Source organism: Paenibacillus nasutitermitis (assembly GCF_014641075.1).
GTDB classification, from domain to species: domain Bacteria; phylum Bacillota; class Bacilli; order Paenibacillales; family Paenibacillaceae; genus Paenibacillus_Z; species Paenibacillus_Z nasutitermitis.
Genome location: NZ_BMHP01000004.1, coordinates 452,636 through 467,851, shown reverse-complemented (window position 1 = coordinate 467,851; position 15,216 = coordinate 452,636). Strand labels below are relative to the sequence as shown.

The window sequence follows — 15,216 nt, the reverse complement described above, 5'->3', positions numbered from 1 at the left end:
ATAATGTTTTGTAACATCCGTATTATTTGCATGTAAAGAAATCCCTAAGCCCCTATGAAGATATCGCAGCTGAAGAGCATGGACAACACCTGCAAGGGGTGTACAAGGCTACTTTATTGCTTATTAATAATTCCTTTTAAATGATGCAAGCCAAACGTAAGTCTTTCTTCCATCTGCTCCAAATAAGGAATCGCTTCGTACTCCTCGACGTTTGGAATCACACCACTGGCCAATTTTTTCTCTGTCTGCCACGCCAATTTAACAAATTGCCCAAGTTCAAAAGATGTCAGTTCGGGATTGTTATCTATCCATTCCTTATTAAAGATGCTGAATTCAAATATCCATTTGTGGTCTTCTATTGATAATGGCAAATTAGGGTTATATTCACGAAGAATAGGGATGATTTGAGCAAAGTCAACAACGCCCTGACCAGGTGCCTTGCCTTGTCGTTTCACCCCGTTGTCACTGAAAAAAGTTATTCCATCTTTTGCGTGAGTTAAATGTGTATAGGGTGCCACTCGCTTGGCCGCAAGAACAGGATCTTCGCCATTCACAAGGGTATTGGCTGTATCCAGACAGATTCCGCAAATATCTGCACCAACCGCTTCAACCACCCTCAAGAGGCCAAAAGTGCTGTCACCGTGATTTTCCAAGTTAACTCTGCACCCATACTTTTCAAGCGCAGGTCTTAGGCTTTTAATGAAATCTATACTTTGTTCGATGTGGGTTTTCCAAGGGAGGGGGTGGTTATAATTTTCATCCGAATTGCATATGACGCTTCTGAGCTCGTGCCATCCTACTTGGGAAAAGGCTTGAATATGCGAGATGATTTTCTCACGGTGTTCGTCCAGCGACCCTGAAACCAGTAATGGATTGCAGGTGTCTACCCCTAAATAAATATACATATCCTGCGAGTCCGCATAATTCTGTATATCCTTAAGCTTGCCTACATCAAGCTCTTTACTAAGTTCCTGGAGCTCACCGAACTGGATTCCTTCCAATCCCAGCTTCTTAACATAATCAAGAGACTGATACGCATCCAGCTTCAATTCCCTAATCGTAAAACTATCTATTCCTACTCTCATCCCATTTCCTCCTAACGAAAATTAAAATGTTGAATAGCAATTCCTAGTTTCTTTTCATAGATGCACCAGGAATTGCTATCCTTGTATTCGAACAAACTTATTACTTCTTTGTTAATTCTTGAATCCGCACTTGAAAGCCCACCAATTGCTCATTATACTTATCAACTACTTGCTGCTGTCCGAGCTCGTCAACCTTCTTAACCATATCGTTGTAAAGCTTCTCGAATTGCGCATCGTCATTGGCATTAATAACCAAGGGAATTTGCTTATCCATATACTGCATAATTTTTTCTTCCATCTTGGCTTCTTTCAATTCAGGATCAAGGTTTGTTGATGAGGCATACGGAGTAATATCAAAAGGAACAAATTTAAATTCCGAATTGTTATGCCATGCTTCCAACATCGTATCCCAACCATAAGCTGCATAAGCTTTCTTCTGTGTATCCGTTGCAGCTGCCATCAGATACTGCGTATCATTTGCAAAATAGTTCGCTTGACCGTTCGGCCCTGTAGCATTTGTACGTGTAGGGAACACAGTCACGTAGCTGCCAAATCGTTTTAGCATTTGTTTGTCAGGATCTCCGCTTTTAACAATTTCTAGCAACTCGGGAGTCGGAATCCTGAGCCCTTCCTCATTAATGGTATAATCTCTACCTTCAATACCCCAGCCTAATCGAATCGTCATTTCTTCACTGGACATAAAGTTAAGAACTTCCAACAATCTTTCCGGCTCTTTCGCCGTCTTAAGAATACCCGTCGTTTCATCCGGTCTCACACCATTGAACAGCTCATAGCGAACATTCTTACCCTCTTCCTTAGCAATAGAGAGGCGAATAGGAGTTACAATATACTGCATTTCCGGATGGCCAATTAGAGCAAGCTTGGCATTTATCGATGGAATATTCCATTTGGCAAAGTTCGCTGATAGAGCTACGCCTGACTCCCATTTCTTAACAAACTCCGGAGACTTATCCGTCCATGCTTCCCGGTCCATAATGCCCTCACGGGATAGGACGTTCCAGAATTTCAACGTTTCCTTCAAATAAGGATGGCTTGCCAATGGAATGATCTTCTTAGCTTCAACATCCACAAAACCGGTCGTTTTATAGAAATGCTGGTATCCGCTGTGTCTAGGAAGATAGGTTGCAAGCAGCGGTCCATAGGCCTCTCCCCAGAAATTAATCATGCCAATCGACTTCTGATCCAGGCTTGTTGGGAATTTCTTAACCGCTTCTCTTAGGAAGTTAATATAATCGTCCGTTGTATCCAGCTTCGGCCAGCCCAATTCCTCCAGTACATCGACCCTTACATTCATATCCAGAGGTTCTGAGGTCATCTGCAATTGATCCGGACCAGATTGCCAGATATACAAATCACCATTTTTTGCATCGAGGTTTCTCCAATATGGAATGAGGTCCTTCTCATACTCGAAGAAATTTGGGATGATATCTTTATAATCATCTAATTTAAGAAAAGCATCGGCTTCAATATATTTTTTAGTAACGGCATCAATTCCTGTCGTTACTATGTCCAGGTCCCCCCAGTCATTTGCCGCAAGCATCAAAAGAGCTTTGTCTGACGCCGTTTCATTGTACGGGACATACTCAAATACCACATTGAATTTCTCTTGAATGATCTTGCCAACCTCATCCTCTGTACTGCTTCTCGGTTTATCAATTCCTCTGGCCAAAACCTTGTAAGTAATGAGCGGCTTGCCATTTTCTGCGCCAGTCGTTGCAGTAGCGGTAGAATCTTTCTCCCCCTTATCGCTTGAACTCGTACACCCATACAGCATCGTTGTTGCCACTACCATAATCACTATCAGTAATACCGTTCTGTTCAATCTTTTTGACATATCAACCCTCCTAATTAATAAATCTCCATGCAATATACATACCAGCAGCTTCTGCTCGAATCTCTGGATATGTTCTACTCTTTAACGGCACCCAGCAATAGACCCTTAATAAAATATTTTTGTAGAAACGGATAGACTAAAAGGATCGGAATACATACCGTGACCGTCATTGCCATCTTCACGGATTCCAGGGTGAAGTTTTTGCCGCCTTGATTTAAGGCCGTCATGTCTGTCGCACTAGAGATTGTGCCATTCTTCAAGTAGTTCGATAATATATATTGCAGTGTAAATAACTCGCTTCTTGTAGAGTTATATAGAAGCGTATCGCCAAATGCGTTCCACTGATTTATAAATTCGAATAACGTGATGGCCGCAAGAACGGGTACACATAATGGAAAAACAATCTTGAATGCCACCTGGAAATCGCTTGCCCCATCGATGAATGCAGATTCCTCCAGGCTTTTGGGTAACTCCTGAATAAAGGCACGTATCAGTATTAATCCAAATACACTTACTAGATTCGGCAGAATATATACCCAGAAGGAACCCGTGAGATGCAGATCCGAAATGTTCACATACACTGGGAGAATTCCGGCTGTGAAATACATGGCAAAGATGACATATCTGGAGAAAAACTTCCGAAAGACAAGCTCATCTCTCGATAAAACATAGGCACTCATAAAAACAACCACTATCGTGCAGATTGGACCGATGATACTGCGGGCGACGGATATCTTCAAACCATCCAGAAAATTTAATTCCGTGAGAATGGACCGATATGCTTCAAGGGAAAACCCCAAAGGCACGACCAGAAATTTGGCAAATGTATTTTCGGAGCTCACTGAAAGCATGATCATGTATACAAAGGGATAGAAGGTAGCCAGTATAACAAGTAACATCAAAATTGTGTTACATGTGATAAATACAATATCATTCAAACTTACTTTTCTAATTTTTTTACTTGTTATAGACATTATTACGGTTTCACACCTTTCCACATCACCGCTTGCCCTATTGCATTAAAATAGAGATCGGCCGGCCAGCCTCTTGCAAAGCGTATTTACAATAATCAGCATAAGGATGCTAACAATCGTTTTGACAATACTCACCGCAGTAGCATACGGAAATCTTGCTAATTTCAAGCCAAACTCATAGATATACATATCGAATACTTGCATTGTTGCTACATTGGTGGGATTCGTAAATAAATAAAACTGTTCAAAATTAGAGTTAAGTAGCATCCCACTGTTGAGAATGAGCAGCACGACAAGCGTTGGTACAATGGATGGGAGTGTAATATGACGAATCTTAGCAAATCTGCCTGCTCCATCAATTTCAGCAGCTTCGTATTGTTGACCATCAATACCCGCAATCGCAGCCAGGAAAATAATTGCGTTATACCCTAGTGATTTCCATAAGTTGACACCGAACATTAATACCCAAGAATATTTAGGATCTCCTAGTAAATTAATTCCTTCTTCAATAAATTCATATTTAACGAGCATCATATTGACAAAGCCTGAATTAACGGAGAAGAAAATCAAAATTAAGGAGTAACCAATTACCCATGATATGAAGAACGGGAACAATGAAAACGTTTGCACAAGTGATTTGAAATACTTGTTTTTCAATTCATTCAATAAGATGGCGAATACCAAAGCGCAAGTTAAATTAATAACAAGCGCTCCGATATTGATTACAAGTGTATTTCTTAGAACATCCACTGCGTCTGTGGAATCCATGAAGAATTCCCTAAAGGATGCAAAACCGGTCCACTCAGCTTTCCATACACTTTTTCCTATACGATAATCTTTAAAGGCAATAACCCAACTAAGGATCGGTTTGTACGTAAACACCGCAAGCACAATAAGGGTTGGCAATAACATAAGCAGAAGTTGGCGCTGCTTGTAAATCGTATATTTCAAGCCTGTTTTATTATTTTTTTGTTTGAGAATCTTAGCTTCTGCTCCACTATCGACCATAATTTACAATCCTCACTTTCCATTCACCATTTATCAATGGTTATTTCCAAGGCAAAGGTTCGATAGGAAGATGAATCACTTTTCCTGTTTCCTCTGATCTGTATGCAGCTTCAGCAACTTCAACCGTCTTACGGCTATCCGTGCCATCTGTCACAATTTCCGCCTTTTCTCCTCTTAAGCTCTTGACCCACTCCTCGATGCACTGTTGGTGACCTGTAATAGAATTGTCGGTTTCTACTTTTGCGAAACCTCCCTCGCCCCTCATGTCATACTCGAATACTTTAGGCTGATTGTCATGAATTTTCACAAATGTGCCTTTACCACTCATGAAGTAGGCTTCCCCCTTGGTCCCGGTGACATGGTTAAATTCATACCATAATCCATTAGGAGCCTCATGGGATTGTGTATACCAGTTGATTGAAAGCAGTGCCAAAGCTCCTGATTTCATGCGTGCAATAACCGCTCCAATACTTTCGCCTTCCATTCGACTCTCTTCCACTTTAGACATCGAGGTAACGCTTTCAACTTCTCCGCCGTACCATCTGAGGGAATCAATCTGATGCGTAAGGCAGCTCATAATCGCTCCGCCGCCAAGGTTATCTCTAGACCTTACCCAGCTATTCTCAGGAAATATAACATTTTGGTTATGCTCCAGCTTCCAGAACAAAATCTCTCCAAGCTCACCGGAATCAATTACATTTTTAAGCGCTTGCCAATCCTTGTCGTAACGTCTGTCGTGGCAGACGGTCAGAGAAACGCCAGCTTTGGCACAGGCTTCTATCATTTGATCGCACTCTTGCACGTTCCTTGCCATTACTTTTTCCGTCAATACCGGCTTACCTGCACTTGCAGCAGCCAATGTCGCTGTTATATGTAGATAGTGGGGAAGAATAATGTCGACGGCATCGACATCTTCCCGTTCCAATAGCTCCGTATAATCCCCAACGATTTCAACATTATCTCCCAGTAACTTGCGGATATGGTCATGACGGTTCGAGTCCGGTTCTGCTACAATAACTTCGCATATATCCTTAAGACGCGTATATCCTGGTGCATGTGCATTCAAAATTCCTCCGCCGCCCAAGATTCCAATTTTTGTTTTTTTACTCATGCTATTCTCTCCTTTATTATAAATTTGATCGTCTCATTATTTCCTGGGAGCACCTGTTGATTGTCTAATCACAAGCTCCGGGTACAAAATAGTTTTTGCCGCTGTATGCTGCTTCACATTCGCATTACTTTCATTATTCTCGATTTTTTCTATCAACAAATCCACTGCTCTGCGTGTAATCTCCATAACCGGTGGAAAGATTGTCGTAAGCGACGGTGTTAGATACTGAGATTCTCTAATGTTATCAAATCCGACAATGGATATATCCTCAGGAACCTTCAGACCCTCTTCAGACAGTGCCTTCATTACCCCAATCGCGATATTATCATATGTAGCAAAGATCGCAGTGGGCAGTTCCCCTTCCGCAATAAGCTCCTTCATCCTCAAATAACCGCCTTCTTCAAATCTCTCCTTTCCATCCGTTTTAACGAAATTCTCGTTATACTCGATTCCATATTTAGCAAGCGCCCTTTGAAAGGGAAATAGTCTGGCTTTCTTCGACAGACTCTCGCCAACGAATCCAATTGACTTATGTCCAAGCTCTGCAAGATAAGCGACCATTAATGTAATACCATGTTCATCATCGAACATAATACATTCTTGCCCGATGTCTTCACCTGCGCTGCTAAGAAAAACAATCGGAATATCATTTGTTTCATTTCTTTTGTTAATCACGTTTTTTAATTTTTGATTATATTTACTGACATTCACACCTTCATAGTCAAATCCGTCACCATATATGACTCCGTCCACTGCTCTTCCGATTAGTAGTTCTAGGTTTCCAATCGCCTTAGACGGATCAAAATCAGAAGTGACTACAATTAGCGCATACCCTTTAGCATTAAGCCTGCTCTCCACATGATTAATGACCTGCGCAAAGTAATTGCTCTTAATTTCAGGAATGATTAAGCCAATTAACTTGGTACCTTTACCAGTCAACGCCCTGGCGGATAAATTAGGTGTGTAATTCAATTCTTTTGCAATTGCCTGTATCCGCTCAATGGTCTTCGAACTGATCTTCTTGTTATTCGACAAAGCTCTCGATACTGTTGAAGCGCTTACTCCGGCAATTTTAGCGATTTCATCTAAAGTATACATATGCCACCATTTTTTTACCTTTCACTGTTTATTGGTACGATATCACTCATAATTAAGGCAAGCGCTTGCACAAACAGATTATATAATCATTTTTTTTAGAAGTCAATAACAAATTTAATGCAAATTTCATGAAATAAACCGCTAGGAATCGACTTTTAACATTAAGGCAAGCGATTGCCCTAAATATGGAGGATATTGCATAGATGCGCCATGGTTTCAGACGCATCTTACTTGGAGCGTTTAAACTTCCGTCCTTTTTCTGGCACAAAAAGTGCACCCTCTAGAATCTCATTGGTTAGGGTTTAAACCAATGTCCATTCTAAGGGGTGCACTTCAGTTCCAGCTTGAGCTATTTCATTTGCCGCAACTCAACTTGCCATAGACGCTGCCGTCCGTTGCGGATAGACACAATCAACGCCTTCATATTACCCCTTCCCTTCTGCACGAGCAGCAGTTTATAGTCCACGTATATTTCGTGCATCCGTCAAATTAATGATCATTCCATCCTTATGAAAAGTTTTTTCTTCCCTTTCCCTAACAGAGCACTTCGACAGTAAATCCTCCAGGCGCTATAACATAAAACGTATAGCCATGGGCGTGTTGCGGAGGCTTAACATCATAGCCATCTTCTTTTAGTTGTTGATTGATTTTGTCCACCTGCTCTTCATTTTCCTGAGGAAACCCGATATGGAAGGTTTTTGGATAATGGACCTCGCTCCCCTTCATTAATGTAAGTATGAATCCATCATCATCGAACATTGCCGCAAAGTTATCCTTTCGGCTTCCTGCACATACCATATTAAAATAGATTTCCAAAAACCTGCGAGCAGCCGGAACATCTGTCACCGTCAGATTAAGGTGATTGAGTTTCATTCTTTATTCCACCCTTTCTGCATTTGTTATTGATTAAAAAAAACTGTTCATACTCATTATATAACATTTATGCAAGTGAGAAGGTTCTGGAATAATTGGATTGATATGTATTCACAAAAACTTAATCATCCGTCATATAGCTTTAAGGTTTTAGTTAAATCTTTGGAGTGAAGGAATACGTGATGCATGTACTCTAGAGTAAAGGGCAGAGAAATCTGCCCCTCCTCATCAAACCGTACGTGAGGTTTTCCCTCATACGGCTTTCCGATGTTCGTCATTCATGTGCATGCAGATTACAAGAGCGTCTCGAGTCCATAATGTTTGGCCATGTGCTTCACTTCTTGAAACGAACCCATCCACCTTGCGCGTTGCCTCTTCCTGGCATACCATCTCGTAAGCCTCTGCAAAATGTACCCGTCCAACTTTGCCAGCTTTAATTGGCTGTAGGCCGTGTAGTAATAGTTCCTCCACCCCTGAATCTTGGGATTCAGCCATTCTACCTGTTCGAGAAATGATTTATGCCTCATGTTCGGCGGAGCCAGACGTTCTTTTACTGCCTCCCGGATTCGATCTTCCGCTTTCCGAGCCAGCCATTGTTGGGCTCCTTCCCTCCCGCAGGTTGTGTTGTCCTGCGATTCTTTGGTAGTATGAGCCCCTCGGACTCCCTTCCTGCAGACGGCTCACTTCACCTTCCGGGCTTATAGAGCGCCTCTTTACGGGTTCAAAAAAAACCGTGCAGGGGAGGGTCTCCCCAGTTCACTGCATCCTCTTTCATGCCATGCCGATCCCCATACGCCGGAGGATTCCTCGCTGTCGCTCCAAGTTCCTAACAGCTTCCATGGCCTTCGTCCAGTTTAGCGAGACTCGGCTTCCTCTTTTCCTTCTTGCGAGGCCTTTTTGACGACGCGGCAGGATTCACTTCATGTTACGGCCTGGCATGTTGCTCGCCCTGTCTCTGACAGGTACTTTTGTCGATACGCTTTTGCGCACAGATTTCGCCATACGCAAGTATCCTAGCTACGCGGGGGCTTGGCCCCTCCCGCGACCGGATTTCCACCGGCTAGAAGATGCGTGCCTCTGGGCAAGCCCATACAAAAAAAGCGGCACCTGATCCGGATTTTCCCGATCAGGTGCCGCTTTTTGTAGTTCTTACTACAACTGGGTGTAGCAGCCTGAACCTGCCGGGTGCCATTTGTCGGAGCTTCCCAAGCCGAATCATCGACAGCTAGGCACGATACAGCCAAAAATTCCATAGGCAACATTCGATAAAGACATAAGCCGTCCCCCTGTCCCGCTCCAATACCCCGATTGGCTAAATCCGTGTATCACGTTATAATTTGATTGATTAGCAGAACTTGGTTTAAGCCGCAGGGGGATGGGAATATGAAAAGAGACGATTTCCGTTACGTGGAGATGGCTGGGTTGCTGAGAACCGAAATTATGTCGGGGTATCTGCGACCTGGTCAGTATTTGCTTCCGGAGAAGGAGCTGTGCCAGAAATACGCCATCAGCCGCAATTCCCTGAGGCAAGCGCTCGAGCTGCTGACCGAGGAAGGGCTGTTGGTAAAAATGAGGGGGCGCGGCAATAAGGTGGCGGATCAGCTCCCTGCCGAACCGTATGGGACGAATACGTTGGTGGTGTTGAGTCCCTACCGCTCTGCCTTTGCCGAGGACGCCCTGCCGATCCTGATCTCCCTGTTCAAGCAACAATTCCCGAAAGTAGAAGTGAAATTGCTGTATACCGGCTACTTGATCGAAAACATCATGCATGACCTAACCGGATTGGGACTGAAGCCGGATATCGTGCTCGCCTGGGATCGGCATTTCGCCGAGTTTGAATCGCGGGATTTCGTGCCTGTGGACGATCTGATCTCCGAGCTAAGCGACATTCCCGAGAAATTGATCGGAACCTTCCGTAAGAATGAGCAGCTCTATGCCGTACCCGCCACCTACTCCCCCATCTTCCTGGCCTGCAACCCGAGGCTCTTCGAGTCGGCCGGCATCCATATGCCGATTGAGGGCTGGAGCCTGGAGCAGTTCGTCCAAGCGGCCAAGGAGTTGACCCGCGATGACGACCGGGATGGGATGAACGAAACGTATGGGTTCGGGTTGTCCAGCTCGATTATCCGGTGGCCGGTACTCGCGATGAAATACAGCTACAACAAGCGGTCCCATGCGAACCGCTCAGTCTATTTGCCGGCGGATGGCCTTAGGGATGCCCTAGATTTCATGCGGAATTTAATCTACAAGGAACGCATCTGCCCTGTAACGGAAGTGGGCGATTGGGCTTTCCTGAACGAGCTGTTCGAAGACGGCCAACTCGCGATGATTCTCACCACGACGCTCGCCACCAACATGAAGCGGCAGCAATTCCCGGTTCGAATGCTCCCGCTGCCCAAGCGTTCCGGCGGCTCGAAAGGAAGCTTGCTGATCGCCAACGGACTGATGATCTCCAGATTAAGCCCCAACATGGACTTGGCCAAGCGCTTTCTCCGGTTCGCGGCGGATATCGAATTCCAGAAGCGCATGGCCCGGGAGACCGGGTTCCTCTCGATCTACGACAGCGTGAATCGTGCGGTCTGGTCCCCCTATGAGCGAAACGCGCTCGGGATTCATGCGGATCACCTCGAGGAATCCCACTTCATCTTCGATTTGTTCCCGAACCTGGGGAAGCCTCAGGAAATGGAGCGGAGCATGAAGAAGTTCTGGGCCGGTCTGGAAAGCTCTGAACAGTTGGTGAACCGCTTGTTCCAATGAATCTAAGTACCGAAAAGCCGACCGGCCCGTTGTGCCGCCGGCTTTTATTTTTTTTATTGACAGATGGCGGAAAGGAAATCTAAACTACGAGTATAAGTACCATAGTTGTTCCTATTTTTAATATTATTGTAATCGTTTTCATCAAGTGAAAGGAGGTCAGTCCGCAGAACGGCTAACACCTATTCGAATGGAGGAAAACCATGACCATGCAGGCTTTCAGACCGCGTTTTATTAGGATAAGTGTTCTTATGGCTCTCTTGTTGCTGCTTCAAGCGCTCGTGAGCGGAATTGGAATGGCGGCTACGGACAGTCCGTCCGGCCAGCCATCGATTCCGGTCGGCAATGTGAAGCTCGATAAGGACAAGCTTTCCCTGGTCGTAAGCGAATCCGGCCAATTGACGGCAACGGTGAAGCCGTCCCAGGCTACCAATTCGGAGATTATTTGGTCGAGCAGCGCCCCTTCTATCGCAACCGTTAGCGAGTCCGGGCTCGTCACCGGGATCGCTCCAGGAACGGCGACGATTACGGCAACCTCGGCCGATAGAGCCAAGAAATCAGACCAAGCCCTCGTCACCGTAGTGGCTCCCGCGAACGCGCAATTGCGCATCGATTTCCCAGCCACACCGGGCGTCGGTACATACATGACGGTTCCCATGACAGCGATCGGCTCCGCCGCGACGGCCGCCGGCCCCGTGCACTATGTCGTGGAGAAGCTGTCGGGGCCTGGCGACGTTTTCCTGTCGGCATTGGACGCGAACGGGATGCCCTTCAGTATTCTGAATAGCGGCAGCTACTTGGCCGAAGGCTTCCCGTTGGCCGCCGGCGCCGTCCACAGTACGGAATGGACCGTGAAATTCTCCAAGATAGGCGACTACTTACTCTCCATCCGCCTCGTCGGTGCCCAGGGGCAGCCGTTGTCCAGCTGGGAGAAGCAGCTGTCCGTCACGCCGTCCGTCATGAATCTCGGCCATCAGGTGTTCCAGGACGGCATCTATCGCGGAGCGTTTGGGGTAGAGAACGGCCGCGCGGTCGGGTACACCATCGTCACCGGCAAGCCGGACGCCAAGTTCGTCGTCCTGGACGTGACGACCGAACGCGTCCTGAAGGTGTTCGACCTGCCTGAGGCCGAAGGCGCTTGGGGCATCAAGACCGCGTCCGACGGCAAAGTCTATATCGGCACGTACACGAAAGCCACGTTGTTCCAATATGATCCTGTCACGGACCGCGTCGAGGATATGGGCAGCCCTCAATCCACGATCCCCGGCGCCCTCCTGTATGAGATGGCGGAGGACAAGGACGGGAACCTCTATTACGGCACTTATCCGGACAGCAAGTTGTACAAATTCGATCCCGTCACCAAGCAAACGACCGACCTGGGCTCAATGGTCGCCGACCAGCCCTACTCGCGCAGCATCGCGTACGACGCGGAGCAGAACGCCCTCTTCGTCGGTGTCGGCGGCAGCAAAGCTTCCTTGATCAAATACGATCTCGCCACCGGCAACAAAACGGAGATGCTGCCGGACTCTATCCGCAATCAATACAAACTCACGTATGATATGAACCTGGTCGGGAACAAGCTGTTCCTGAAGATGGACTCGAACTTCGGGCTTATCGTGCTCGACAAGAACACCGGATTGGTCGTGAAGGATTTCGGCACGCTGGCGATCCATTCTCGGGGGATTTCCGAGAAGTCGCCTTACGGCGATATCGTCTACTTGACCTTCGGCGGTATTCTGAAAGCGTATGACCTGCAGACGAACACGATCACCGACTTGACGACGGCGGCCAGCAAGATCGACTTCAAGGCGAATACGATCGGCTGGGGCATCCTGCAGCTGGACGATCCGAACTACCCCGGCTACACGCTCGTCGGCTTCAACGGCAATACGGGCGGCGGGTTCTTCAAATACAACCTGCAGAACAAAGCGCTGCGGATCACGAACGTCCCCTTGCCCAAAGTCGCGATCAAGCTGCATACGCTCGGGCGCGCCACGGACGGCAAAATCTATTCGGCCGGCTTCCTTCCGGGCGGCATGGGCATCTTCAACCCGGTCGACGGCACGTCCAGTAATAATGCGATCGGACAAGTGGAAGGCATGACGGCGCTCGGCTCCAAGATGTATTTCGGGGTCTACCCGGGCGCGAAAATCTACGAATACGACACATCCCAAGCGTGGAAGCTGAACACCAGCGTCGTGAACAAGTTCGAGCTCAAAACGAATTACCAGCAGGACCGGCCTTACGCCATGTTGGGTGTTCCCGAGCTCGACAAAGTGTTGATCGGGACCGTGCCGGACTATGCGATCAGCGGCGGCGCCTTGACCCTCTACGACCCGGCCGCCAACACCTATGAGGTGCACAGGAACATCGTGCCGGATCAGAGCGTTGTCTCGCTCGCCTACAAGGATGGCAAGGTTTATGGCGGCACGTCCTACGCCGGCGGGCTGGGTACGGAATGGCCGTATGCCGACGGCAAGCTGTTCGTGTTCGACATCGCCACCAAGACGATAGAATTAGTGACGGTGCCCATTCCGGGCAAAGGCGCGGTGAACCAGCTGATCGTCGGACCCGACGGGAACATCTGGGGCTTCGCCCAAGGGACCTTCTTCGTCTTCGATCCGGCAACCAAGCAAGTCCTGCGCGAGTACACCCTGGACGCTTTCCCGGAATCCGTCGGCACTTGGCGGGATGCGGAGCTGGAGACGAGCGCGGCCGACGGCCGTGTGTACGGCACGAGCGCGGGAGACAACTTCTTCCGGATCGACATCGTGAACGGGAAGCCGGCCATCACCCTGCTGGCCAAAGGAGCCACCCTGCTCACCCAGGACAACTACGGGAATTTCTATTTCAAGAAAAAAGAAGACGAGGCCAGCCTGTGGCGATATACGATCGAAGACCGGACTATCGCCGCCAATTATCTGACGCTCGACAAGCAGGAAACCGATTTGTACATGGGTGACACGCTGACCGTCACGGCCACCGTCTACCCGACGTTCGCGACACGAAAATCGTTCACCTGGTCCACGAGCAACAACTCTGTCGCCGCGGTGAACGCCTCCGGATTGATCACGCCGATCGCATTGGGAACGGCGACGATCACCGCGACGACCGCGGACGGCAAATTCTCCTCCTCCGTGCTCGTGCACGTGAAGGAGCGGACACAGTCCACCTATGAATTGTCGATCGATACTCCAATCGACGCCGTCACCGAAACCGTGCCGACGGCGCTGCCGGTCCTGATCAAGACGCAGAAGTCCGGCAAGGAGCCGCTGACCGGCGCGTACTATACGCTGGAGAGGACCGGCGGACCTGGGACTGTTGCGTTCCAGTACACGGACGGCGAGGGCGTCGAGACCACCTTCGTGAATCAAGGCGATTATGGGAAGCCTGGCTTAACCCTCCCGGTCCAGGCGCTTGAAGAGAAAAACTGGCGGCTCACATTCTCGGCGGCTGGCAGCTACTCGGTCGCAGTGAAGCTGAAGGATGCCCTAGGGAGTACGCTGGCCGAGGCTAGCCGCAGCTTCACGGTCCAGGCGAAGCCGGCCCGCTCGGTGTACCGGTTCTCTTCCACAGTCACAAGCGTAACGTACAATGTGTACACCAGCTTCCCGGTTACGCTCGACTCCTCTATCGTCAGCTTGGAGGGATACAAGGGCGCGAAAATCGTGATTGAAAACTTGTCCGCCTCGACCGGCAATCTGAAATTCCAACTACAGGACGGCGCGACCAGCTATGCCTTCACGAATGCCGCGCAGATCCGCCCGGCTGGATTCAACCTGTCGCCTCAATACAGGGAGACGATGCCTTGGACCATCCAGGCCGACCAGCCCGGCGCATATAAAATCCACTGGAAGCTACTGACCGCGGACGGCCAGGTAATCGCCCAGAACGACCTGCTGCTGGTCTCGACATATCCTAATGCGGTTCCGTTGCTCAATCCCGGGTTTGAACAACCGCAGGCGAACGACGGCACCGTCCCGGGATGGACCGCCTGGTCCACAACCGCACGTAATGTCATGACTGCCCATGCCGTTACCTATAGTGGAGAGCGTAGCCTGAAATTCATCGACGACAACGCCTCGGCCACCAACGCGATTCAGACGGTGAATGCATCCGGTATTGCCGGCAAGACGTACCAGGCGTCGTTCCTGATGTACAACAAAGAGCCATCGGCCGGGCTGCAGATCTACCTGCAGTTCTACAACAATGCCGGGACGCGGGTCGGCGTTGCCTATGTGGGTGCGAACCCACTGATCGAATGGACGCCGGTCGTCATCTCAGGCGTCGCTCCGGCGGGGACGACGCTGGTCAACCTGATGGCGTATTCCACCTCCGGGGCCAGGATGACGGCGTATCTTGATGACGCCACGTTGAGCTACAAGGATTAAGGCTTCCGGTACGCAAAGCCCTCTAGACATGGGTCCAGAGGGTTTTAGTTTGTGGTATTTTGGGTGG

10 protein-coding genes and 1 pseudogene are annotated in these 15,216 nt (G+C 48.3%); 3 read left to right on the top strand and 8 right to left on the bottom strand.

All coding sequences use genetic code 11. The features are described from left to right. Nucleotides 1-113: 113 nt before the first annotated feature. The 8 genes from IEY46_RS26710 to IEY46_RS26675 all read right to left on the bottom strand — a co-directional run bounded on the left by IEY46_RS26710 (nucleotide 114) and on the right by IEY46_RS26675 (nucleotide 8,570). Nucleotides 114-1,085, bottom strand: coding sequence for a sugar phosphate isomerase/epimerase family protein (locus IEY46_RS26710; protein WP_188996923.1), 972 nt, complete (start codon nucleotides 1,083-1,085; stop codon nucleotides 114-116). A gap of 100 nt (nucleotides 1,086-1,185) precedes the next feature. Next, nucleotides 1,186-2,973, bottom strand: coding sequence for a type 2 periplasmic-binding domain-containing protein (locus tag IEY46_RS26705; RefSeq protein ID WP_188996921.1), 1,788 nt, complete (start codon nucleotides 2,971-2,973; stop codon nucleotides 1,186-1,188). 41 nt (nucleotides 2,974-3,014) lie between these two features. Further along, on the bottom strand, nucleotides 3,015-3,782 hold the full coding sequence (locus IEY46_RS26700) for a carbohydrate ABC transporter permease (RefSeq protein ID WP_229750562.1): 768 nt from the start codon (nucleotides 3,780-3,782) through the stop codon (nucleotides 3,015-3,017). A gap of 177 nt (nucleotides 3,783-3,959) precedes the next feature. Next, nucleotides 3,960-4,922, bottom strand: coding sequence for an ABC transporter permease (locus IEY46_RS26695; protein ID WP_188996917.1), 963 nt, complete (start codon nucleotides 4,920-4,922; stop codon nucleotides 3,960-3,962). Nucleotides 4,923-4,962: 40 nt separating this feature from the next. Continuing rightward, nucleotides 4,963-6,033: a Gfo/Idh/MocA family protein gene (locus IEY46_RS26690; RefSeq protein WP_188996916.1), complete on the bottom strand. Its 1,071-nt coding sequence runs from the start codon at nucleotides 6,031-6,033 to the stop codon at nucleotides 4,963-4,965. A gap of 36 nt (nucleotides 6,034-6,069) precedes the next feature. Continuing rightward, the gene (locus tag IEY46_RS26685) at nucleotides 6,070-7,131 is read right to left on the bottom strand and encodes a LacI family DNA-binding transcriptional regulator (RefSeq protein WP_188996914.1); all 1,062 of its coding nucleotides are present in this window, start codon (nucleotides 7,129-7,131) and stop codon (nucleotides 6,070-6,072) included. Nucleotides 7,132-7,665: 534 nt separating this feature from the next. Next, the gene (locus tag IEY46_RS26680; RefSeq protein ID WP_188996912.1) at nucleotides 7,666-8,004 is read right to left on the bottom strand and encodes a VOC family protein; all 339 of its coding nucleotides are present in this window, start codon (nucleotides 8,002-8,004) and stop codon (nucleotides 7,666-7,668) included. Nucleotides 8,005-8,297: 293 nt separating this feature from the next. Further along, nucleotides 8,298-8,570 (bottom strand): group II intron maturase-specific domain-containing protein, encoded by a 273-nt coding sequence (locus tag IEY46_RS26675; RefSeq protein WP_268239547.1) that lies wholly within the window; start codon nucleotides 8,568-8,570, stop codon nucleotides 8,298-8,300. Between the two features lie 817 nt (nucleotides 8,571-9,387). Here IEY46_RS26675 and IEY46_RS26670 point away from each other — a divergent pair. The 3 genes and pseudogenes from IEY46_RS26670 to IEY46_RS36530 all read left to right on the top strand — a co-directional run bounded on the left by IEY46_RS26670 (nucleotide 9,388) and on the right by IEY46_RS36530 (nucleotide 15,149). Further along, nucleotides 9,388-10,761, top strand: a complete 1,374-nt coding sequence (locus IEY46_RS26670) for an extracellular solute-binding protein (protein WP_188996908.1) — start codon at nucleotides 9,388-9,390, stop codon at nucleotides 10,759-10,761. Nucleotides 10,762-10,961: 200 nt separating this feature from the next. Continuing rightward, nucleotides 10,962-11,252: pseudogene (locus IEY46_RS37140) on the top strand (Ig-like domain-containing protein); the annotation flags it as partial. Between the two features lie 162 nt (nucleotides 11,253-11,414). After that, nucleotides 11,415-15,149, top strand: a complete 3,735-nt coding sequence (locus IEY46_RS36530) for an Ig-like domain-containing protein (protein WP_229750560.1) — start codon at nucleotides 11,415-11,417, stop codon at nucleotides 15,147-15,149. The last annotated feature ends 67 nt before the right edge of the window (nucleotides 15,150-15,216 follow it).

Excerpts from the sequence above, each read along its gene's own strand:
- IEY46_RS26710 (WP_188996923.1), bottom strand. The coding sequence starts at position 1,085 with ATGAGAGTAGGAATAGATAGTTTTACGATTAGGGAATTGAAGCTGGAT.
- IEY46_RS26695 (WP_188996917.1), bottom strand. The coding sequence starts at position 4,922 with ATGGTCGATAGTGGAGCAGAAGCTAAGATTCTCAAACAAAAAAATAAT.
- IEY46_RS26690 (WP_188996916.1), bottom strand. The coding sequence starts at position 6,033 with ATGAGTAAAAAAACAAAAATTGGAATCTTGGGCGGCGGAGGAATTTTG.
- IEY46_RS26685 (WP_188996914.1), bottom strand. The coding sequence starts at position 7,131 with ATGTATACTTTAGATGAAATCGCTAAAATTGCCGGAGTAAGCGCTTCA.
- IEY46_RS26680 (WP_188996912.1), bottom strand. The coding sequence starts at position 8,004 with ATGAAACTCAATCACCTTAATCTGACGGTGACAGATGTTCCGGCTGCT.
- IEY46_RS26670 (WP_188996908.1), top strand. The coding sequence starts at position 9,388 with ATGAAAAGAGACGATTTCCGTTACGTGGAGATGGCTGGGTTGCTGAGA.
- IEY46_RS36530 (WP_229750560.1), top strand. The coding sequence starts at position 11,415 with ATGACAGCGATCGGCTCCGCCGCGACGGCCGCCGGCCCCGTGCACTAT.